Annotated in this window: 21 protein-coding genes; 15 read left to right on the top strand and 6 right to left on the bottom strand. The window is 35.3% G+C overall.

The window, feature by feature from the left end:
- Positions 1 to 772: 772 nt before the first annotated feature.
- Positions 773 to 2,200, bottom strand: coding sequence for a serine hydrolase domain-containing protein (locus ACQKIM_RS24485; protein ID WP_427548966.1), 1,428 nt, complete (start codon positions 2,198 to 2,200; stop codon positions 773 to 775).
- A gap of 1,122 nt (positions 2,201 to 3,322) precedes the next feature.
- On the opposite strand from ACQKIM_RS24485, the gene ACQKIM_RS24480 reads away from it, so the two are divergent.
- From ACQKIM_RS24480 to ACQKIM_RS24455, 6 genes are all read left to right on the top strand, one after another.
- Entirely contained in the window at positions 3,323 to 3,841 is a 519-nt protein-coding gene (locus tag ACQKIM_RS24480) for a sigma-70 family RNA polymerase sigma factor (protein WP_427548965.1), read from the top strand.
- Positions 3,838 to 4,944 (top strand): hypothetical protein, encoded by a 1,107-nt coding sequence (locus ACQKIM_RS24475; protein WP_427548963.1) that lies wholly within the window; start codon positions 3,838 to 3,840, stop codon positions 4,942 to 4,944. The genes ACQKIM_RS24480 and ACQKIM_RS24475 overlap by 4 nt, the downstream gene beginning before the upstream one ends.
- The gene (locus tag ACQKIM_RS24470; RefSeq protein ID WP_427548961.1) at positions 4,937 to 5,485 is read left to right on the top strand and encodes a hypothetical protein; all 549 of its coding nucleotides are present in this window, start codon (positions 4,937 to 4,939) and stop codon (positions 5,483 to 5,485) included. The genes ACQKIM_RS24475 and ACQKIM_RS24470 overlap by 8 nt, the downstream gene beginning before the upstream one ends.
- A 61-nt stretch (positions 5,486 to 5,546) precedes the next feature.
- Complete coding sequence (locus ACQKIM_RS24465; RefSeq protein WP_427548959.1) at positions 5,547 to 6,377, top strand: MBL fold metallo-hydrolase; 831 nt, start codon at positions 5,547 to 5,549, stop codon at positions 6,375 to 6,377.
- A gap of 684 nt (positions 6,378 to 7,061) precedes the next feature.
- Positions 7,062 to 8,264, top strand: coding sequence for an NAD(P)-dependent malic enzyme (locus tag ACQKIM_RS24460; RefSeq protein WP_427548957.1), 1,203 nt, complete (start codon positions 7,062 to 7,064; stop codon positions 8,262 to 8,264).
- 227 nt (positions 8,265 to 8,491) lie between these two features.
- Positions 8,492 to 10,240 carry a methyl-accepting chemotaxis protein gene (locus tag ACQKIM_RS24455; protein ID WP_427548955.1) on the top strand — a complete coding sequence of 583 codons (1,749 nt, stop codon included), beginning with the start codon at positions 8,492 to 8,494 and terminating at the stop codon, positions 10,238 to 10,240.
- A 42-nt stretch (positions 10,241 to 10,282) separates the two neighbouring features.
- Here the strand turns inward: ACQKIM_RS24455 and ACQKIM_RS24450 are convergent, their stop codons facing one another.
- From ACQKIM_RS24450 to gdhA, 3 genes are all read right to left on the bottom strand, one after another.
- A complete protein-coding gene (locus ACQKIM_RS24450; RefSeq protein WP_427548953.1) occupies positions 10,283 to 10,933 on the bottom strand; it encodes a Yip1 family protein in 651 nt (216 codons plus the stop codon).
- A gap of 243 nt (positions 10,934 to 11,176) precedes the next feature.
- The gene (locus ACQKIM_RS24445; RefSeq protein WP_427548951.1) at positions 11,177 to 11,863 is read right to left on the bottom strand and encodes a phosphoribosylaminoimidazolesuccinocarboxamide synthase; all 687 of its coding nucleotides are present in this window, start codon (positions 11,861 to 11,863) and stop codon (positions 11,177 to 11,179) included.
- Between the two features lie 247 nt (positions 11,864 to 12,110).
- The gene (gene gdhA / locus ACQKIM_RS24440) at positions 12,111 to 13,484 is read right to left on the bottom strand and encodes an NADP-specific glutamate dehydrogenase (protein ID WP_427548949.1); all 1,374 of its coding nucleotides are present in this window, start codon (positions 13,482 to 13,484) and stop codon (positions 12,111 to 12,113) included.
- A 186-nt stretch (positions 13,485 to 13,670) separates the two neighbouring features.
- Between gdhA and ACQKIM_RS24435 the strand changes: the two genes are divergently transcribed.
- The 5 genes from ACQKIM_RS24435 (at position 13,671) to ACQKIM_RS24415 (ending at position 17,399) form a co-directional block, all read left to right on the top strand.
- Complete coding sequence (locus ACQKIM_RS24435) at positions 13,671 to 14,144, top strand: YaiI/YqxD family protein (protein ID WP_427548948.1); 474 nt, start codon at positions 13,671 to 13,673, stop codon at positions 14,142 to 14,144.
- Complete coding sequence (locus ACQKIM_RS24430) at positions 14,134 to 15,450, top strand: D-serine ammonia-lyase (protein WP_427548946.1); 1,317 nt, start codon at positions 14,134 to 14,136, stop codon at positions 15,448 to 15,450. Before ACQKIM_RS24435 ends, ACQKIM_RS24430 begins: the two co-directional genes overlap by 11 nt.
- 358 nt (positions 15,451 to 15,808) lie before the next feature.
- Complete coding sequence (locus tag ACQKIM_RS24425; protein WP_427548944.1) at positions 15,809 to 15,958, top strand: hypothetical protein; 150 nt, start codon at positions 15,809 to 15,811, stop codon at positions 15,956 to 15,958.
- A gap of 17 nt (positions 15,959 to 15,975) precedes the next feature.
- Positions 15,976 to 16,713 (top strand): MerR family transcriptional regulator, encoded by a 738-nt coding sequence (locus ACQKIM_RS24420; RefSeq protein WP_427548942.1) that lies wholly within the window; start codon positions 15,976 to 15,978, stop codon positions 16,711 to 16,713.
- 29 nt (positions 16,714 to 16,742) lie between these two features.
- Complete coding sequence (locus ACQKIM_RS24415; RefSeq protein WP_427548941.1) at positions 16,743 to 17,399, top strand: GAP family protein; 657 nt, start codon at positions 16,743 to 16,745, stop codon at positions 17,397 to 17,399.
- 503 nt (positions 17,400 to 17,902) lie between these two features.
- On the opposite strand, the gene ACQKIM_RS24410 is transcribed toward ACQKIM_RS24415, so the two are convergent.
- Positions 17,903 to 19,072, bottom strand: coding sequence for a pyridoxal-phosphate-dependent aminotransferase family protein (locus ACQKIM_RS24410; protein WP_427548939.1), 1,170 nt, complete (start codon positions 19,070 to 19,072; stop codon positions 17,903 to 17,905).
- 161 nt (positions 19,073 to 19,233) lie between these two features.
- Between ACQKIM_RS24410 and ACQKIM_RS24405 the strand changes: the two genes are divergently transcribed.
- Positions 19,234 to 20,334 carry a DUF1835 domain-containing protein gene (locus ACQKIM_RS24405; protein WP_427548937.1) on the top strand — a complete coding sequence of 367 codons (1,101 nt, stop codon included), beginning with the start codon at positions 19,234 to 19,236 and terminating at the stop codon, positions 20,332 to 20,334.
- 42 nt (positions 20,335 to 20,376) lie between these two features.
- Here the strand turns inward: ACQKIM_RS24405 and ACQKIM_RS24400 are convergent, their stop codons facing one another.
- Positions 20,377 to 20,865: a hypothetical protein gene (locus tag ACQKIM_RS24400; protein ID WP_427548936.1), complete on the bottom strand. Its 489-nt coding sequence runs from the start codon at positions 20,863 to 20,865 to the stop codon at positions 20,377 to 20,379.
- A gap of 250 nt (positions 20,866 to 21,115) precedes the next feature.
- Between ACQKIM_RS24400 and ACQKIM_RS24395 the strand changes: the two genes are divergently transcribed.
- The 3 genes from ACQKIM_RS24395 to ACQKIM_RS24385 are packed head-to-tail and all read left to right on the top strand — an operon-like array spanning position 21,116 to position 23,115.
- Positions 21,116 to 21,805: a nuclease-related domain-containing protein gene (locus tag ACQKIM_RS24395; protein WP_427548934.1), complete on the top strand. Its 690-nt coding sequence runs from the start codon at positions 21,116 to 21,118 to the stop codon at positions 21,803 to 21,805.
- Between the two features lie 30 nt (positions 21,806 to 21,835).
- Positions 21,836 to 22,159, top strand: coding sequence for a nucleoside triphosphate pyrophosphohydrolase (locus ACQKIM_RS24390; RefSeq protein ID WP_427548932.1), 324 nt, complete (start codon positions 21,836 to 21,838; stop codon positions 22,157 to 22,159).
- Positions 22,160 to 22,170: 11 nt separating this feature from the next.
- Positions 22,171 to 23,115 (top strand): HNH endonuclease signature motif containing protein, encoded by a 945-nt coding sequence (locus ACQKIM_RS24385; RefSeq protein WP_427548930.1) that lies wholly within the window; start codon positions 22,171 to 22,173, stop codon positions 23,113 to 23,115.
- Positions 23,116 to 23,190 lie beyond the last annotated feature (75 nt).

Raw genomic sequence — 23,190 nt, 5'->3', positions numbered from 1 at the left:
GACGAGACCCTGCACGGAGCGTCAGCGCAGGAAGCGGCTCGTCGCTCGCCCACTGGAAAGCGAGTAGCCTGGAACGGAAATCACCTTCATTTGACATAGTAGTGTTCACAAAGAGTCCCTTGACCATTTAGTTTTTCAACACTATGGCCTGTATTTTACAGGAGGCAGCTTTTTCAAATGCCATTGCTCACGATAATGAAATGAAGTATGTCATAACGTGAAGTTTAGTGATCTTAATATACTCTGACGTTTTTCAAAGAGTAATTTAAAAAAAGGATTACAAAACCCAAAATAACATAACATTGACAGTTATTCGACCGTATAGTATCATTTTCATTCTTATTTGTTGCGAAAAAGGGGCGATTGACTTGTTAATTGAAAGTGTAATAGATCACATATCGAGCCTTAAAGGGTATTCATCTATAAAAAAGTCGAGAAAGGATACTCACCAGAAGAAAAATAGATAGTTACCGTCGACCAAAATCAATACTTTATACGATTATCTGACATACAATATCACGAAAAACGAACCATCGAATTTTCATTGCTTTAAGCATTAGAAACACAAGGTGTACAAACGCATAAAGCCATAGAATGTACTATTCAATTAACGGAGCAGGTTAGTGGATGCAATAGTAATTAGGTTTGACTGGGAAAATTGTCGATGATATTAAAAAAGACCACCAAAGTGTCTTATGTTTTTCAAATTAATCATACCGATAAATTGAAATTTAATTACTTTACATTATGCTTATCTTGAGAGCGAGGTATTTTATCGGTGAGTGTATACAAACCACGTAATGCTTGCTGTTAATAATGCTGACGAAATCAAAGCTGTAAGAACACTATATGTTTTCCAAATAAGTATCGTTGACCAATCGAAAGTACAGCACAGTATACCTAGGGCAATCGTAGCGATCAGGAAAATAACTGTTACGATTATTCTCTTTTTTGTCATTGGTTGCCACTCATTCGTTTTCCTTCTGCGTAATCCTAAGAGAAATAGCAGAACGGCCAATAGGCAAAGAATAATTGTGATAGACGACAATATGATATCCAAAAGCTGTATGCCACTTATTTCATATGACTGAGTTAGATTGCCATCTAATATATCTTTAACTTTTAGTACCAGGTTTATATTGGTATTTACGCCGTTGCTCAGCAAGCTGACGGCTGTTCGTTCATTTAGCAGTATGGCTACTTCGGTTCTGAAATTTGGATTACCCCCAGTGTGTTCTATAATCGTTTGGTCGGCGTTTACCAACCAGCCTGCCGCATAATACATATCGTTGACAGCCGAAACAGACATATCACCCCTATGTGATTTTTCGATAACCGTGTGAAATATTTCGGGTATGTCCTGCACGATACCCATCTGTATGCCCATCCAACGCGCAATATCTTTTGTATTAGAAATGATGTAGCCTGCGGGTTTATTCCCAGCATAATCCGGAGCATTAAATGGAGTTGTCATAAAAAAGGAAGAACGGTAGCCCTGTGCCAACTGTCCAGTGGCTTGAGCATCTTCTTTATAAACATACGTCTGGTGAAGATCTAACGGCTGAAATACCTGTTCCCTCATAAAGTCTTCATAGCTTTGTCGCGAAACAATCTCAATAACCAAACCTAATACGTCATAATTAACGGTTCCATAGTTATACTTTTCACCGGGAGGGAACGCCAATTCAGCATCCACGAGCATTTCCACAGTCTTTTGCAACATATCCGGTGTATTGCCTTGTGGAATATTTTGAGTATGCCTAATATTTGTTAGACCACTGGTATGGTGAAGAAAGTTATTTAGTGTAAGGCTTTGCATATCAACAGGTTTCCCTTGATACTTTAATGTAAACCAAGGTAAATATTTTTGGACAGGGTCAGTCATTGAGAGCAGCCCTTGCTCTTCCAATAGCATAATACCCATACCGGTAAAAGCTTTACTGACCGAGGCTAACTCATAGAGTGTATTTTCACTTGCAGACAACCCCTTTTCACGGTCTGCATACCCTGAAGAAAAGTAGAACACTTCATCATCAGCAAGTATTGAGATTGACATTCCCGGCACACCTGATATACGACAGGCATCATCTAGCAACGCTTGTATTGCCGCAGATTTCGAATCTGACAACGCATAACTTTGTGTTGCGAATCCTGAGAATAATATAAATATCGTTAATACAAAAACAATAATCTTTTTCATAAACTCTCCTTTTTGAAAAATTATAAGAGAATAATATAAATAACCTACTTTTACAACTACTAAACTAAATTTAAATTTATTTTTCTATTCACCTATATAATATCAAGTAATTGTGAAGAGTTACACTTAAACTAACAGATGAATGTAGAAATAGTAATAGAAGATTATTTAGAATATTATGGTTACCGAGGGAATCACACACAAATAAACAAGGCAAATTGTAACACTGACAATTGATTTGCTAATGAGAGAAACAGAAACACAGATATTTCAGACAATGTATTCTTAACAGATTGAGTGAATCACGTTGATAAGTAATTAGTTAGAAGGAAACTACTTGTATTCCTACTGATTAATGCCTGAAGAGAGAAGAAGACACAAGACCTACACCAAAGCAGAAGCCTACTTATAAAGGTATTGAATTTAGATTTGATTCACCGTTGGATATGGCAATCTATTTCATTACAGAATTTCTTGATGAATGGATAAAATGGAAATAATAAACAAAGATAATGCAACAAATAAAAGATGAAAAATCCAAAGATGATGCAAAGCCACAATTAATAGAATTAACTCTTCGAAACATTATGAACGTGGAAACATTCGTATGAAGTCTCAAAAAGAAAATCGAGAGCTTGCAGACAATGATAAGAAGAAGCCGATTCTCTAATGGTTGGAGGTAAGAAGGGGCTGTCCTAAAAATCGATTTACATCGACTTTTAGGATAGATCTCCTTTTAGGGGCATCTATTTTATTGAATTTATCCAATCGATAGGAGTATTAAAAATTAACTTCATTATTTTTCGCTCCCTTCTGCACACACTCACCTAGTGTTTAGCAGCTAGCCCTTTAATGAGGATTCTTTACAATCTATGGGGGATAAACAAAAAAGATTGAAGCCAATGTTAAGTGGGGAGAGATTTCCTAAATTATTGACATATCAAGGGTTAATCAATCTTTCATGTTCATCTTTGCACCCATCCCATATTATATTATCTAAAATTCTATTAAAAACACCGTTAATTGACAATGAATATGGTGGAAAAATATTGGGTTTGATAAATATTATTATGAAAGCCAAATTCCATCTATGTAGGTCTAATAGATAGAGGGGGTGAGCAAGTGCAGGATACACTCGTACAACGAGCGAAAAAGGGCGATGCAGAAGCATTCGCACAGCTATTTTCCCAGTTTGAAATTGATTTATATAAAATGGCCTATGTATATGTGGGCAATGAGGTAGATGCACTGGATGTCGTGCAGGAGGTAGCTTACCGTAGTTTCAAATACATACATTCTTTGCAAAGTTCCATTCATATAAAAACTTGGCTGATAAGGATTACTATTAATTGTGCAACAGATTTGCTAAAAAAACGGGGTCAATTCCTGCCGTATGAAATGGACGAGCTAGAGAAAGGTGAAGAGCCACATGAGAAGCTTCCTCAAAAATGGGTGATGGAGGATATCATAACAAGGCTTTCAAAAGAAGAAAAAGATGTGATATTACTGCGATTTTACAATGATTATACATTATCTCAAGTGTCGCAGACCTTACAGCTAAAATTAGGAACTACAAAAACGATTTTATATCGTGCATTAAAGAAACTAAAACAAGCGCTGGAACAGGAGGAAGAAGAATGAGCGATCTAAAAAAACAGATGGATCACATTGACATTCCCAAATCGCTGCATAAGCGTAGTCTACAAGGAATTGAACAGGCAAGCAAAGAACAGCAAAAATCGCAGCGTTGGCTACCAAAAATAATCACGATTGCAGTGACTCTTGCCGCAGGAGGCTTTATTGCATTGAGTATAGAGCAGGGAGGGACAATTAATCATCAGGCAAGTACATTTTTGATTCAAGAACATATTTCTCCCTATATATACTGGGGAATTGCTATTTTATGTATATCAATAATATTATTTGTAGCTAGAAGAAAGATTTGTTCAGGATCGGATAAAGTAAAAACGCTTGGTGTTGCAGCAGTATTGATCTTATTACTTGGAAACAGTGCATTGTTTTTGCAACATCAGTTAGTTAACCCTTTAGTCATTCCAACATCAATAGAGATAAATAAAGATGGACAAAATGGTATTGAGATACGTTATATAACGAATCGCAATGACCATCGTTATGTGAAATCTTTACAGGCAGACGATGTAATCCTACCAATAGCTTATTTCACATCAGAGCAAGTCAATCTTATCAATGGATTTTATCATCCATTCGATGCCTACCAAGTGTTAAGTTATCAGTATATTCGTGATGCATATTTTCAAGCTGATTTATCAGTAATTGAAAAAATTCTTGCAAGTAAGGATGTATATCTTATTTTGAGTGATGATGTAAAAATAAAGGCTTCTCTCTATATAAATACTCAAAATGACAATCAGGTACCTCATCAAAGCTTTAGTGCTTCACGAGGTCAAGATGAGCATGTGATTTCCTTTATACTTGAGCAGGATGCTGTATTTGATGACTTTTATGTTCATTCCTTTTTAGAAAAACAAGTCATCTTAAAAGAATTTATAGTTAATAATCAACGATTTACTTCGAAAGATTTTCCGATTTCATTGAAAAAAGGACAACGAATTGAACTGATTATTCAGTTTAAGGATTCTCCATTTGATATGAATGCTTCAGTAGGTTTAAGTGGTCCAGATGGTAACTTAATAACCAAAGTATTTTCTAAAGTTTACTTTACTGAAAGAATGGTGAAAAAGGTGCGTGAAATGAATGAATGAAACAAAGGACCATGTTAAACTTTTACAATGGTTTGCCATAGCTTTATTTCTGCAATTGCTTTATCTTAATGTTTTTAAGTATGTCAATATTCTTCAAGATTTATTGGTTTATGGAGCCTATATAAAGAGTCTTTCGTATAGTAGACAAGTTACACCAGTCAAAAAATACATTGTTATAGCCATCGTTTTAACGTTATTCAGTAATATTTTTTCCCTGCAGCTATTATTCTATTGGAGTACTGTTTTCATTGCAGGGATAGATTTATTGATTATTATGGAATTTGGCAAAATATTAGTTTCTTTAGAACAGCGTTATAATGCTCATGGTCCTACTGCTCGTGTGCTAAAAAAATATGTAATAATTGTATTTGCTGTTATTGTGAGTTGGACAATGTTAAGTAATTTACCAAATGACTGGAAGATAGGGTTGTTGATGCTGGGTGGATTCCTTTTATTTGCGGTGAATATCCGTTTATTCTTCCATGTTTTATCTTTACGAAAGCATGTAAAGAAAAAATCCTTTGTTGTTAGGTATTTGTAAAAATGACTGACCATTCATTTTGTGTTACACTCTTTTTACAGAGAGCAAAGGGGGAAAATGGATGTTTAAACGCGAGAAAAGTATAGAAATTCAACAGAATCAGGATGTGCAATGTGCGCACGGTAAAGTAGCAGTACAAGGCATTGGCATGAGTGTTTATAGTTTTTTTGTGGATGGTTTACTAATTGATGCGGGCTCGTACTCATTAACACAGGAGTTTCAATCTTTTTTTTCAGAAATACCGATTGAGCAATTAGCATTGACACATTCCCATGAGGATCATGCAGGAAATGCAGCGTGGATTCAGCAGTATAAGAAGACTCCTATCTTTGTGCATCGTGATTCCGTGCAAATTTGTGCAGAGGATGGAGAATATCCACTTTATCGTCATGCCCTTTGGGGAGAGCGACCTGCTTTTGTGGCTCAACCACTAGGTGAATCCTTACAATCAAGATCAGCAACATGGGATGTCATTGAAACACCTGGGCATACAACCGATCATGTATCGTTTTACAATCGAGAAACCGGCGCCATGTTCACAGGTGATTTATTTATACAGACGAAAACCAAGGTTGTCCTTGATGAAGAAAATATTGTACATACCTTGGCATCTTTAAAGAAGCTATTAAACTTTGATTTTGAGGCAGTATATTGCTGTCATGCTGGCTATATTGCAGATGGTCGATCAAAAATCCTAAATAAAATCGCTTATTTAGAGGATATGGAAGGTACCGTTAAGCAGCTATTTAATCAAGGTTATACAGTGGAAGAAATCACTAAAACTGTCTTCCCTCGCGAATATCCAATTACAAAAGTATCAGGGGAGCAGTGGTCATCTAAGCATATCATTACCGCTTTTATACATCAGTTTAAGCAAGAGTCCTTTATATAGGGCTCTTTTTTCTTTGATGCTTCAGGAACCAAGAGACCTAAATTGAGTAGTTCCAAGAGGGAACCGCTCAGGTGTCGTCGAAAAGTGCTCGGGTCCAGAGAGAACTGATCAGGTGTCCCTGAAAAGTGCTCGGGTCTATGAGAGAACTGATCAGGTGTAGCCAAAAAGCGCTCGGGTCTAAAAAGAATTGCTCAGGTATCCACGAAAAGTGCTCGGGTTCAAGGAAGAACCGCTCAGATCCAAGAGAGAACTGCCCTTATCCCGATAAAAGCGACTCCAATCCATGCCAGATGCCTGTATTTTACCAGAATACTTAAAAAAGAATAATAAATAAGTTTGTGAAAAAATGTGGAGAAAATGTGACAAAACTAGATTTCACAATGGATGCGCTTACATAAGTTTGTGAAAAATTTCTCATTTACATAAGAAAAATACTATGTGAAAAGTTGAACAGGTTTAATCGCGGTATAGGTACATTTATTAAGAAGTAACCTTGCGCATTAATTATGTTGAAATAATTGATTGTGAAATTATTAACAAAATTAAAAATTGTGATAAATGACAGAAAATGTTGCTCTTCTAAAGAAATTTTGAAATTGACAGAAAATTTAGTTGACTATATTTTCACAAAGTATTATGATTCTGAAATATAATAAAAATTCACAGGGAAAAGGTTGGGATAGAATGGATGTTATGAAAAAAGCGTTAGAAATGCATGCACATTATAATGGAAAATTAGAGGTCATTTCAAAGGTGCCTGTACAGGATTCCTATGATTTAAGTTTGGCATATTCTCCAGGAGTTGCTGCACCATGTGTAGAGATTGAGAGAAATCCTTCACTTGTTTACGATTATACAATGAAGGGAAATATGGTTGCGATTGTCTCAGATGGTACAGCAGTTTTAGGGTTGGGGGACATTGGTCCAAAGGCGGCATTACCAGTAATGGAAGGGAAGGCAATTTTATTAAAGCGTTTTGCCAATGTTGATGCTTTTCCTATATGTTTAGATACAAAAAATACGGATGAAATCGTCAGCATTGTGAAGGCGCTTGCCCCAACATTTGGTGCTGTTAATTTAGAAGATATTTCGGCTCCAAGATGTTTTGAAATTGAGGATCGTCTACGTCAAGAATGTGATATTCCAGTGTTCCACGATGATCAGCATGGAACAGCAATTGTTGTAGGTGCAGGGATGATTAATGCCAATCGAATTGTAAAGAAAGATGTGACTACAATGAAGGTTGTCATTAACGGCGCAGGTGCGGCAGGTATTGCTATTTTACGTATTCTTGTACAAATGGGCTACAAAAATATTTATATGTGTGATACAAAAGGAATTATTTATGAAGGACGCGTTGAAGGAATGAATCCAATTAAGGAAGCTGTTGCTCATTTAACGAATCCTCATAAAATACACGGTACTTTGGATGATGCGCTGGTAGGAGCTGATGTCTTTATTGGTGTATCTGTTGCAAACTTGCTAACAGAAGCTCATATTTCTTCTATGAATGATGATCCTGTGGTATTTGCATTAGCGAATCCAAATCCAGAAATTACGTATGAAAATGCGAAGGCTTGGGGTGTACGTGTTATGGGAACTGGACGCTCAGATTATCCAAACCAAATTAACAATGTACTTGCTTTCCCAGGAATTTTCAGAGGAGCATTAGATGTACGTGCAACAGATATCAATGAGGCAATGAAGCTGGCTGCAGTAGAGGCGATTGCATCTCTTGTTAGCGATGAGGACTTACATGAAGAATATATTGTTCCCAAATCCTTAGATGGACGTGTCGTTGAAATTGTATCGCGTGCTGTAAGTGGTGCTGCTGTAGAATCAGGCGTATCTGAGTTATTCCAACAAAATACGGTGCTTACCGTGTAACAACTATAAAACAGATGTAGAAAAACAATACGTTTTTCTACATCTGTTTTTTGTGTAGAATTTGCTCGAAAAATGTTGTTATTTGTCTATTAGTGTAATAAGATATAATGAGTATAATGTAATGGTTTTATATTTATATTTTAAAAGAATAAAGTATTTATTTATTTTAATTTTTAATAAAATATAGGTCTTTAGTATTTTAAATTAAAGGAGGATGGTTTAATCATATGAAATTATTGATACAATTCAAATCTATTAAAACAAAACTAATTGCTTTCTCTTTACTTCTTTTAATGATTCCTTTAGTTGTTTTAGGATTTTTTAGCTATCAACAGAGTAAGACGAATCTAGAAATTGTTGGGAAAGAAAACTTAAAGAATAGTGTGGAAATGACTATTGCAATGATTGAGCAATTAAATCAAGAGGTACAAGCAGGGAAAATTCCGTTAACAGAAGCTCAAGAAAAAGTGAAGGTACTAATTTTAGGTGAAAAAGATGCAGAAGGAAAACGGCCAATAAATAAGAACATCAAACTTGGTGAGAATGGATACATTTTTATTGTTGACCAAGAAGGGAAATCAATTGCCCATCCTAGCATAGAGGGATCAAATGTGTGGGAGGAACAGGATAGTAATGGCGTTAAATATATCCAAGATGCAATTAAAGTTGGGAATAATGGTGGAGGCTTTGTTACATATGATTGGAAAATGCCCAATTCAGAGACCCTAGAACAGAAAGGGATATATGCGGAAACGGAACCAAATTGGGGTTGGACGATAAGTGCTAGTACATATTTAATAGAATTTAATAAACCAGCGGATAGTATTTTAAAATTAACATTAGTGGTGATCAGCATTGCAATTGTTGTTGGGATTTTCGTAATTTGGTTATACGCAAGTAGTATGACTAAGCCCATTAATCGAGTTGCTGAAGCAATGGAACTTTTTGCAGAAGGGGATCTATCTCGGGAATTGATGACAATTAAATCCAAAGATGAGATTGGAAAATTAGCAAGTGCCATGAATCAAATGCAATTAAAGTTAAAGGATATGATTCTCCATATTTATCAAGCTTCAGATATGATTAATCATTCCAGTCAAGAATTGACGCAATCAGCAACAGAAGTAAAAATGGGAACAGAGCAAGTAGCAATAACGATGCATGAATTGGCATCTGGTGCGGAAGGACAAGCTCATCATGCTAATGAGCTAACATCATTGATGGAACGTTTCACCTCAGATTTGTTGGAAACGAATCAACATGGTGGACACATACACCAATCTTCTGTTGATGTGTTGGCACTAACCGAAGAGGGAAGTTATTTGATGGCCACTTCTAATAGTCAAATGGTTAAAATAGATAATATTGTTCAAAACGCTGTAGTGAGAGTAAAAAATTTAGATGCTCAAGCTCAAGAAATATCAAAATTGGTCATTGTCATTAAAGATATTGCGGATCAAACTAATTTATTAGCTTTAAATGCTGCAATTGAAGCTGCTAGAGCTGGTGAGCACGGAAAAGGATTTGCAGTAGTTGCAGATGAAGTTAGAAAATTAGCAGAACAAGTGGCATTTTCAGTGAATGACATTACAGGTATTGTTACAAATATTCAACAGGATTTTGATGTTGTAACAGCTTCTTTAGAGGGTGGCTATCAAGAGGTGCAGGCTGGAACAAATCAAATAAAAGCTACAAATGAAACGTTTAACACAATTAGTGAATCCATTAATAAAGTGGTAGAAAGTGTTAAATTAATCTCAATCAATTTATCGGTCGTGTCAGAAGATGGTCAAAAAATGAATAGCGCTATACAGGAAATTGCTGCAGTAGCACAGGAATCTGCGGCTGGTGTTGAGCAAACAACTGCTACAACAGAGCAAACAAGTAGCTCGATGGAAGAGATGACAGGGAAATCTGAGCAATTATCGGAATTAGCCTTAAAATTGAAGGGGTTAGTGGCACAATTTAAATTATAAAACTAAAATCTCCCTCTCTCAAAAGCGAGAGGGGGAGATTTTTCACATCATGCCAATACCTATAATGCCAATCATGATGATAAAGAAAAGTACGAAGAAAATGACAAATAAAATAATCGTTGGGATAAAGATTGTTAAGAAGGCCATCCCATTTGAGATTTGATGTGCCTCTGCCACAGCGCCTACACTAATCACGAATGACCAAATACTAACCACAATCGTCACTAACATTGTTGGCCAGAAAATCCAAGGAAACGAACCTATGAAGTTTGCATCCAGTAAGGACTCAGGTGAGGTCATTAGCCAAATAATATAAAAAGGAATAAGAACAATAAACGGTATGGCTGTTAGGCTCAGACCTCTGAATAAATCAGAGAATGTACCAGTTCCCTTGAAAAGCTTACCGAATAACCATGCTAAAAGAGCAGAAAACCCTGTTCCAATAATACCTGCAATGGGCGCGAATATTACACATAATAACGCCAGTACCCAAGGAGAAAAGTCTGGAATGAATTCTTGATCAATCAGCCCTGATAATAACGAACCAATATAACCAATGGAAAGAATCAGTATGGCATAGCCAATTGTTTTTTCGTCAATCATGTAGCGGGCTGTTTGCTTTGGATGCAACCAAACAGATAGAAATGGATTAAGTTTTGGTCTTTCTTGTTGTGTATCATTATAGTTTTCCATTAAACTACCTCCAATAAATTAATATTACACTTCATACAAAAGAAAGGGATTAAACCACCTCTCTAAGTTAATGCTCATGAAATATATGATTCTATACAATATACGGATGGATTGGTGAAAAGTTTCGTCCAATAAAAAAATTTGTTCAGTAGTACCGAAATACTTACTGAACAAATTAAAATGTGATAAATAAACTTATGAACACCCTTTTCCAAACAGATTGCAATTTGAGGAAATGAATGATTAGTCAACTAACATAATTTTTTCAAGCTCTAACGGTTCAATATATTGTTCGCCTTTGTAAGCGCGCATATTACCACCAGAGATTTCATCAATTAATAAAATTTCATTTGTTTTCGCATCGCGACCAAATTCTAATTTAATATCGTAAAGTGTTAAGCCTTTTTTAGCAAGCTCAGCAGCAACAAATTTAGAAATTTCAATTGTACGTTGCTTTAAAATAGCATATTCTTCATGGGTTAACAGGTTTAACATAGCTAAAGCATCTTCAGAAATAGGAGGATCAAGTCGATCGTCATCTTTAATCGTAACCTCTACGAATGAATCTAGATCTTGTCCTTCTTGTACGTAAGCGCCATAGCGACGTAAGAAAGAACCAACAGCTTTAAAGCGGCAAATAACTTCTAAACCTTTACCAAAAACCGTTGCAGGCTTTACAGTCATTGTGGCATCGTCGAAGTTTGCATCTACGTAGTGAGTAGGAACACCTTGTTCGTTTAGTTTTGAGTAGAAATAAGAAGTTAAGCGAAGACCAGCAAGTCCAGCACCGTCAATTGTTAATCCTACAGTATTGGCACCTGGATCAAATACACCATTTTCTCCAGTTACATCATCTTTGAATTTCAATAAGTAATGACCATCTTCTAATTTGAACACATTTTTCGTTTTACCTGTATACAATAATTCCACAAAAAACCCTCCAATATTTCATAGTACCCTAATAGTATAACACGAATATTTTAATATTTTAATATTAAAATTGTTCGTTTTAGTGCTTTATTTTTATGTTTATTTCACTTTTCTCTACTAAAAAATAAGATGATAACGAATGTTCGCTATCATCTTTAATGAAATTAAGAAAATTCTAAATTTAAAACATGGTTGACTCTTCTATTATCAGAGATTCCATTTTAATTTAGTTGAAAAAAGAATATTATTAATAGATGCCTTCAGAAATCATACCATTTGCTACTTTAACAAAGCCAGCAATGTTTGCCCCAACTACAAGGTTTCCTGGATAGCCGTATTTTTCAGCAGCTGCTTTACTGTCTGCATAAATATCTTTCATAATTTGATGTAATTTCGCATCTACTTTTTCAAATGACCAGAATACACGGCTTGAATCTTGTGCCATTTCAAGAGCAGATACAGCAACACCGCCTGCATTTGCAGCTTTGGCAGGTCCGAATAAAACACCCGCATTTAAGAATTCGTTAATCGCTTCAAGGTCAGATGGCATATTTGCTCCTTCACCAATCGCTTTGACACCATTTGAAATTAATGTACGAGCTGAATCACCGTTAATTTCGTTTTGAGTAGCACATGGAAGTGCGATATCACATGGAATTGACCAGATACCTGTGCAACCTTCCGTAAAAGTAGCATTTGGACGATAGTTTACGTAAGTTGAAATACGGTCACCTTTTACTTCTTTAATTTCTTTAATCGCATCAAGATCTAAACCTTCTGGATCATACACATAGCCTGAAGAATCAGAGCAAGCAACTACTTTTGCGCCATATTGCTGTGCTTTTTCAATCGCATAAGTTGATACATTTCCTGAACCAGAAACAATGACTGTTTTACCCTCGAAAGAATCATTTGCATCTTTTAGCATTTCCTTAACAAAGTACACTGTACCGTAACCAGTTGCCTCTTTACGAGCTAAAGAACCACCATAGCCAGGCGTTTTACCAGTTAATACACCAGATTCGTTTGCTTTTGTTAAACGCTTGTATTGGCCCCATAAGAAGCCAACCTCACGAGCACCCACACCGATATCGCCAGCAGGAACATCGACATCTGGACCAATATGACGGTATAATTCAGTCATGAATGCTTGACAGAAACGCATGATTTCTGAATCTGACTTACCTTTTGGATCGAAGTTTGAACCACCTTTACCACCACCGATTGGTTGGCCTGTTAAAGCATTTTTAAAGATTTGTTCAAAACCTAAAAACTTAATGATTGATTCGTTAACAGAAGGATGGAAACGAAGTCCGCCCTTGTATGGTCCCATTACGTTGCTATATTGAACACGGTAACCACGATTTACTTGTACTTGATTATTATCATCTTGCCAAGCAACACGGAAGGAAATGATGCGATCTGGCTCAACGATACGTGATAAGATATTGGCTTTTATATATTCAGGATGTTGTGCAAATACAGGCACTAATGAAATGAAAATTTCTTCAGCTGCTTGTAAGAACTCCGCCTGATGACTATTTTGTTGTTTTAGTTGCTCGAATACACCATCCACGTATTCTTTTGCTAATTGTTCATTGCTAACAGTTGTAGTTGTCATAATGAAAACCTCCAATTATTTGATAGGTGTATCGTATATCTATTTTTCACACTATTCAATAAAATACTTTTTCCAACAGTCTAAAGTTTGTGAAAAATTGAGCAAGAGGGGTCGTTAAAATGTTATTTTGAAATAATTTTAGGGTGAGTTATTCATCTAATTATGAGAAGGGAATGATGCCTTATTGTGAAGGTTCTAATTGACGCTGATGCCTGTCCAGTAGTGGATTTAGCGTTATCTATATCATCTGAGTTTGAGATTGAAACTATCTTATTTTGCGATACATCCCACCGTATTGAACGTGATAATGTAATAACAATAATTGTTCCTAAAGGTCCAGATTCGGTTGATTTCACGCTAGTGAATGCGCTTTCAAAACACGATATTGTCATTACACAGGATTATGGTTTAGCAGCAATGGTTTTGGCAAGAGGGGGATATCCTATTGATCAAAATGGACGAGAAATGTCCAATGAAAATATCGAACGTTTGCTCGAAATGAGACATGTTGGGCAGAAAATTAGACGTGCAGGTGGACGTACAAAGGGACCAAAAAAAAGAACACAAGAAAACAATATTTCGTTCAAATTGAAATTTCGACAAATTTGTGAACAAGCAATTCTAGCGAAAAAAATGGAGGAATCAAAAGGTGAAAAATGAACTTAAACACGAACTATTTCAGCAATTTCCAATACTAAAAGAGCTAGCAAATAAGAGTACTGTGCTTTGGGAAAATACAAATTGGAAAAAAGAGGCGACAACCAATCTTTTTTCGTTGCAAGAAGTTGAGGAAGCGGAAGAAACCCTTTCACGTTTTTCTTCTTATTTAATAGTAGCATTCCCAGAGCTTTTGGAAAGCCAAGGTCTCATTGAATCAACTATTCAGGATATACCATTGATAAAGAAAGCTCTCGAAGAGGAATTTGACGTTTCGATTCCTGGTCAGTTTATCTTAAAATGCGATCATGCCTTGCCAATCTCAGGCTCTATTAAGGCTCGCGGAGGTATTTTTGAAGTACTAAGACATGCAGAGCGACTAGCTATTGCCAGTGGGAAGCTAAAAAAAGAGGATGATTATGCGGTGTTGGCAACGAAGGACTTCCAATCATTTTTCCAGCGGTACACAATTGCAGTTGGCTCTACCGGTAATCTAGGATTAAGCATCGGCATTATGGGCAAGAAACTCGGCTTTAATGTCGTAGTACATATGTCGAGTGACGCAAAGGAATGGAAGAAAGCATTGCTGCGCGAAAAAGGTGCAACAGTAATCGAATATGAAGCTGACTATAGTGTCGCTGTGGAGCAAGGTCGTCTAGAGGCTGAGCAAGATCTAAAGTGTCATTTTATTGATGATGAAAATTCAAAAGATCTTTTTGCTGGCTATGCAGTGGCAGCGAAAAGACTAAAGCACCAATTTGAAAAGACGAACATTAAAGTAGATGAAGCACATCCATTGTTCGTGTATTTACCATGTGGGGTTGGTGGTGGACCTGGTGGGGTTGCATATGGACTTCGTGAGCTTTTTGGAGAGCATGTGCATATTTTCTTTGCAGAGCCAGTAGAATCACCTTGCATGACAATCGGTTTGCTGACAGGTCTACATGATGAAATTAGTGTAGAGGATATTGGCTTAGACAATAAAACGGAAGCAGATGGTTTAGCAGTAGGTCGTGCTTCTAAGTTTGTCGGAAAAGTAATGGAAACATATATAAGTGGTTGTTATACGGTGACAGATGAAGAATTGTTTACATCATTAGGTTTGGCAATGGATAGTGAAGGATTATTTTTAGAGCCATCTGCACATGCAGGAATGTTTGGACCGATTCAGTTAATGAAAAATGGGCAAAGTTATTTAGAAAAGCATGATTTAGTTGATAAGATGGAGCAAGCTACACATCTTGTATGGGCAACAGGTGGGAGTATGGTGCCACAAGAGATGCGTGAGGAGTATTTAAAAAAGGCATGAAGATTTTATAATGAGTAAAAATCTCAGCTTGGCAATATTGATACTGATGACGAATGTTTTTTCAGAGACTTGAGTAATCTTTTGGTTTGTATTAGATTTCATAAATGGAGTCCTCCTGTGTGATGGTGGGTCAATTTAGGCGTTGACACTCATGCATCATACAAGAGGGCTTTTTCTTTTTTAAGCCCCTGAAAATCCTTCTAACAGCAATGCTCCTTTAAGCTGATTTTATTAAATGACGTAAGGTCAGTTTCAAATTTTAGGCAATGGGATGCTTTATAGGTTGAAAGTGACCTTACGTCATCTTTTATACTGTAAAAGAGCTTAACTTTAATACATTTAAAAGGAGAATCCTATTTTGAAAAAAGACGATATTATTATTTATGCTTTTGTTATTATTGGAGCCGGAGTAGGTTTGTTTTTTGATAATGCTTTTCCAGGGGTGCTAATTGGTTTAGGGATTGGTTATGTATTAAAAATCATGTTTTTTAATCATACAAATGAATAAGAAAGTAGGGTATTAACTTGTATCATATTAACGAATTTAAGAAGTTGAGCGGTGTATCAGTTAGAACCTTAAGATTTTATGACAAAAAAGGACTTCTGAAACCTGTATCAAAAACTGAAGGAGGTCACCGATTATACTCAAACACTGAGTTAAAGAAACTTCAGCAAATACAATTCCTAAAAACTATAGGATTTCAATTAAGCGAGATCAAAATTATGTTAGAGTCAGAAGAATGGGATTGGCCTAATAGTCTAATGAAACAACTATCTTATGTGATAAAAGAAAAGGACCGTCTTTTAAAGATAGAAATAAGTTTAAGGGAGCTAATAAACGGTATAGCGATTGATGGAGAAGAATTTAGGATTAAAAAAATCATAGATTTATATAATAATAAGGATGCTAAAGAAGCATTAAATTATAATCAAGCTAAATTAAATATTAAAAACACGGAAGTACTAGAAAAGCTTCCTAACATGGCTAGTAGTGATCCAGACTCTTTAGAGTGGATTGCTTTAGTAGGGCAATTAAAAAAATATATGCACCTTGGTTATAGTAATTCACGAATACAAAATATCATTGAGAGAATGGATGTAAAAAAAGATGAAGACTTTAAAGGCGAAGATGTTTTTTTAGATAAACTTTGGGACATTAGAATGTCACCTGAGGAATCAAAAAAATATAGCCTATATCCAATTGATCAAGAGGTCCTTAATTTTTTGGAAAAGGCATATATACATTATCTCGATAATAAATGATAGTTATTTGAACACATACGGGAGGAAAGATGGGAACTGATATATTAATTTATTTAGGTGGCTTAGCTCTTTTAGATACATTAAGCCCAACAATTATTGGCGTTACTTTATTTCTGGTATTAACAGACAATAAAAATTTAACATCAAGATTATTGACATATCTAATTACGGTCGTACTACTGTATTTTTCATTAGGTATCATCATGATGTTAGGGTTAAATTTTATTATAGAAGCATTCTCAACTATTTTTCAAAATAAAATATTTAGCTGGATAATCTTCATAATAGGGGTGATATTATTTATTGCTAGCTTTTTCATCCCCATAAATAAAAACAGTAATATTCCAAAGCCTAAAACACATAGTTTATTCTCAATTATTATTATTGGTGTTACGACTTTTATCATTGAGGCAGGTATGGCTTTACCGTATTTTGCAGCTATTGGTTTATTAACTACAATTGATATACCTTTTTATCAAAGGATTTCAATTATAGCAGTTTACAATATTATTATGGTTCTACCAGCTCTACTTATATTTTTAGGATATAAATTGTTTGGAAAGTTGATAAACCCTACCTTAGTTAATCTTCGGAATAAAATATCAAGCAGTTCAAGCTCTGCCCTATCCTGGATTATGTGTATAGTTGGAGTGATATTAATAATTTATACTATAGATTATCTATAATAAGTCTTTGTGAATGTAACGGATACAAAAAGTGAGAAGACAATTAAAAACAGTACTATATGTTGTTGAGTTTGTTGAAAACAGATATTCAAATATCGTTTTTTCTAGGGAGTATGTATGAAAAGTATCAAAACAAAAAGCCTGGAAATAATATTCCAGGCTTGATTCTCACTTACTTTAAATGCTCCATGACACCCTGCCTCGCTTCCGCATGGGATCTTAAAAACTTTAAGACAACTTGCTTTAGCTTCATTCAGTTTTGATGGTCCTTCTGAGTTTTCAATCCATCCCACTCATCGGGTTAACCCTCCTAGTCATTGGATTTGAAGTGAAATCTTTAATAGTTTGGACCAATTATTATTTTCTATACACTTTATTTAAAAAATAATTTATCTTCATTCAGCTGAAGACTCCCAACTCTACAGGTGTAAAATCTTGCAGGAATGGCGCAAAAAAAGCCACCGAGTGGAGATTTGGGTTTGCATGGTCATTCACCTGATAATTTATCGTTGAAGCTGTTTTTGCTGAGCAGCTAAAAATACTTCATGTGCTGCGCGTACTCCAGCACCTGGCTCAAAATCATAGGAGAAGTCTTGTAGTGCGACCTCCATTAATGAAACAGCTTGTAAAATATCACTTGGGAAGCAATAGCCCATATGACCAAATCTGAAAATTTTTCCTTGTAAGTGGCCAAGTCCACCAGCGAAATCTAAATGATAGTGTTGCTTTAAATGTGTTAGGAATTCACCAAGATCAATGCCTTTTGGTGCTAAAATAGCTGTAATAGTCGGTGAGGCATGTTCGTCATCAGTTAACAGTTCAATATTTAGTGCCTTCATGGCATTACGCACCATATTTTTCATTAATTCATGACGTGCAACGGTTTTATCAAAGCCGCCTTCTTGCTCTATTAGTTTGCATACCTCATTTAGTCCATAGATAAGTGTGATTGTTGGCGTGTTTGGCGTCATTCCTTTTTCAGCCCAGCTGCGATAGCTCAATAAATTTAAGTAATAGGATGGTGCTTTATTTTCCTCAATAACTTTCCATGCTCTGTCACTAACGCTAACAAGTGAAAGTCCTGGGGGTAGCATCATAGCCTTTTGAGAGCCTGTGACAAGAATATCGACACCCCACGCATCCATTTCAGCAGGTGCTCCTCCAATGCAGCTTACTCCATCTACAATGACTAAAGCATCTGTTTCTTCTCTAACAACTTGTGCTAATTCAGCGACAGGGTTCAAGATACCCGTAGAAGTTTCACTATATGTTACAAAAACAGCTTTAATCGCTTGTAAGGGCTGTAAAAATGCTCTTAGTTCTTCAGCTGTACAAGCTTGTCCCCATTCTTTTTCAAGCTTATGTACATTAAAGCCGTATTTTTCGCAAATCGAAACAAAATAGTCACCGAATGCTCCAACTGTCACAACAACAACGTCTTCACCAGCTGAAACAGTATTCACCGCAGCTGCTTCCAAAGCAGCTGTACCACCTGAAGGAAGTAATAAAATATCTTGTTTTGTCCCGAAAATTGGCTTCACTAATTCAGTCGTTTCACGATATAGTTCCACAAATTCTGAGCTTCGGTGGCTAAAGATATCCTGATTCATTGCAAGCTGAACCTTTTTTGGAATAGGCGTAGGTCCAGGGTGTCTTAAAATATTTTCATACACATTCATCAATCCCCTTTATTGTGAAATAAGAAATTCTAAATTTTCTAACTATAATATAGCATATTTATCCTGCTAGCTAACTTCTTTTTCGAAAAAATAATGGTAGAGAATAGAAAAAAGAATTATTTTAGGCGATATGGTAAAATTTATATAAAAAGGGGATGAATCTTATTAAATTAAAAGTCCATTATCCATTTGTATATTTATTAATTGAACCGAATATAGTCACTGTGTATAAAATCAAAACACTTGAATATGTCATTTTAGAAGATGTAATCAATATAGTTGAATGGGAGGCATACGAACTACAGCATCCTCATCAATTTGAAGCATTTAATCATGATAAGAGTAGGCCCTCAGAGAATCCTTGGAGTTTCTATCTTGAGCAAGAGCAACTTTATAATATAGTGGAAATCATAAACGACGCTATTCAGCAACAACGTTCTGTATCACAGTATGAATCCATAACACCTTCTTCTCAGGTGGTTCATATTACTTGCTCAGAATCAGCAGCTGGGTCACTAAGGGTAGCACTTGCTCCCCCAAGACATATTATTGCATTTTCTGATGATCTCTCTATCGGTCCATTGTGTCTGTTGGAAGAGAAGTTAGGGCGTGTTTCCCGTAAAGAATGGTTATTTGAAAATATTAATAATGAGCAGGATGATCATATTGAATATCATAAATTTGTAAATACTTTGCGTGAAATAGTTGATATTCCTAATCATTTTCCTATTTACATTTGGATTGGAAATAATGCGAATGAACAGTGTTTTTTACGATTCTTTCTTTATTTATTAAACGATAAGGCAAATGAAATTTATCTTATGCAAACCTCTGAGCACAATAAATTTGGAGATACAGGACATCTTACATCACTGTCATTAAGTCAGCTCTTTATGAATAGTGAAAAAAAGCCTCTAACTGTTCAGGGGAGACTATTTCTTCAAAAAGAATGGGAACATTTATCACAAACAAAGAATTTATTACGACGGTGGGGGCATGGGGAAATAATAAGTGTATCAGAGGAGTATTTTGATGCATTAATTATAAACGTAATTGAGAAGTTACATAAAGAACAAACGATGAAGGATTTTATTAAGACAGGAACTGTGATTACAGAATTGATATCTCAAATGGACGAGTGTCCAAACATCTTCTATATAGAGTATAGAATTCGATATTTAGTTTATAATGGAGTCCTTGCATTAAAAGGCATTCCCAAATCTATGAGACATTATAGTGTGAAACTGTGTGATTAAGAAAACCTCTTTTGTCAGGTGACAAAAAAGGTTTCACTAGTGCTAGGCAACAAAAGGTCTGTTCATACGCATTAAACCATAAATCATAAAGAATATTCCACCTGTTATAAGTGTGAGAATAATGTATAGGACAGCCTTCCCAGCTTCGCCAGTCCATCTATAGAATAGACGGTAAGTGAAGTATAAAGTGAAGCCAGCAGCGCCTAGTGATGCAATGATGCCGATAAATGGAATAAATGAAACGATAATTAAACCAGCATAAATAAGCGTATTTTTTAAAGCTGCAGCACGGACAGTTTCATTATCAACACCATCTGCTGTTAACAGGAAAAGGCTATAAACATTGATAAGTGGTATCCAGGCAATGTAAGCTATATCACCGAAGCCGTTTGTTTTAGAAGCCATAAAATAAATTAGTGCACTAACAACATATGCGATTAAACCTAATACAAGAGATGCAATAATAATCAACAAAAAAAATCCGCCTAACGCCGCATCATAATCATTGTAATAATAAGAATCATAACTCATTGATCAAACCTCCCTTCAAATAAATATACCCCCTAATCATAACAATCCTAAAATGTTAAATCCATAACAAATTATATGTAATATTTAGTGGGAATCGTATATTTGTACTAGGATAATTTCTTTAAGTAAGGCTTTTATGATGGTTTTTTGAGCGGATACTGAAAAAATTGCAAAAAAAATCCTTGGAAATATTGGTATACTAGTTTTGAAGATTCATTTTTAAAAATTTCTAGATTAAGGGGGGATTGTCATGTTACTAGTTGTTATTCTATGTGTAATGTTGTGCATTTATTTCATGGAAAAAAATTATCGCAAAAGTACCTATTATCAGCTGACTAAAAATCATATTTTAACAGTTAAATGGAATAAAGGAAGACATGGTGAGTACTTAACTTCAAAAATAATTGAGAAGCATGCATCGAAAAGCCATAGGCAATTAGTCAATGTATATATTCCGAAAAGAAATTCGGATGAGTTAACAGAAATTGACCTGCTTTATATAGATAGAACTGGTTTATATGTGTTGGAATCAAAAAATTATAGTGGTTGGATTTTTGGAAATGAGGCACATCAGCAATGGACGCAAACAATGCCGAATAAGAAAAAATATAAATTTTTTAATCCAATCCGTCAAAATGCTATACATACCCGAGCTATTCAAAATTTTTTAAAGCTGCCAAACAATGCCATCCATTCAGTTATTGTTTTTGGTGAAAGCTGTACATTGAAAAAAGTGGAGCTGACTTCCACTAATGTACATGTTATAAAACGAGAGGAGTTAAAACGTTTTATCCAAGCACGTCAAAAGTCTGCTAGTCCAATTTTCTCTAAAGGCGATATTCAAGCCATTTACAATCAGTTGCTACCACAAATGCAAATTTCCAAGGCAATGAAGAAAAAACATATTCGCATGATTCAGCAAAGTTATGGAAAATCCTAAACGAAAAGGATATTAAAAAGGAGCGATAATATGCCAATATACAATAAATTGGTTCGCGATTTAATACCAGATTTAATAGAGGCCAGTGGCAAAAAATGTGAAATAAGAATATTAGAACAAGAAGAATATTTGGAAGAAATCAAAAGAAAAATGCAAGAGGAGGCTTTAGAGTTTAAGGAATCAGACTCACGAAAAGAGGCACTAGAAGAGCTTGCAGATATTTTGGAGTTAGTTTACGCAGCTATACATAAGTTTGGTGTTTCCAATGAGCAATTGGAGCAAATTCGTGCTCAGAAGAAAGAACAACGCGGAGGGTTTTCCAAAGGGATATATTTGATGGAAGTAGAGGAGTAGGTGAAAGAAACGTGTCACATGATTTAAGGATCGGTGAAATAAAGGAGAAATATATTACAGAGCATGAAATTTGGCAACATCTTAATCATTTTTATTATCGTTCAACTGTAGCAACTTCCTATAAATATGTGTTTTTTAAAGCATTACTTGAAAATCTATATAATGTGGATGATGAACTAACACTAAGCTATGACCAAATTTTTTATTCATTCACCAATATTTATTGGAATTTGGTCATCCATCATCAAGTAACGCAGTCCCCTAATAAAAATAAACCAGCTCGTGTTCAAACCATTTTGCAAAAGTATGTAAGTGACTATAATGTTCCATCCGAATGGCAATTTGATCAACTTGCGGATTCTTTACAGTTGAAAATTGTCCATGATGTTAAACGTGACTGCAAGCAAAATGTGATTGGTGCATTTTATGGCGATACAGCAGGTGTATTCTATGCATTTGATATTAAGCGTGCACAATTTCGTTTTAATCGCCCTGTTTATGAGTTTATGAAAAAATATCAGCGTGTTCTTATGAATTTAACAAATTATCATTTGGTAAAATATTTAGAGAAAGTGAATGTAGCAACAAGTACAATGGCTTTGTTATCCAAGATAGAAGTGATTTCAAAGCGTAGTTCATTAGAAACCTTTTACAAGGTGCTTTCACAATTTGAACAAAATCGATGTTTTTACTGTCAATGTGATTTATCATCTAGTCGCCGAAAAACACATGTCGACCATTTTATCCCATGGAGCTTTGTCCAAAATGATAATCTATGGAACTTAGTATTAGCCTGCAATGATTGTAATTTACAAAAGAGTGATAAAATTGCCACTCGCTTATATTTAGAAACAATGCTTATAAGAAATGATCATTTATCCTCCAGCATAAACGAATCTCTTTACTTTCGTACATATGAAAATACAAAACTTGTAGGTAAGCCCGTATTCAAATAACGCATATAAATAACCAGGCACCTCCGGTACGATAGATGTATCAATTGAAGGAGGTGCTTCCTTATGCTAACGAAC

Source organism: Lysinibacillus sp. NPDC047702 (assembly GCF_050272555.1).
Taxonomy (GTDB): Bacteria; Bacillota; Bacilli; order Bacillales_A; family Planococcaceae; genus Lysinibacillus.
Note: the sequence above shows the minus strand (reverse complement) of the source record. Positions and strands in the feature narration are given on the sequence as shown.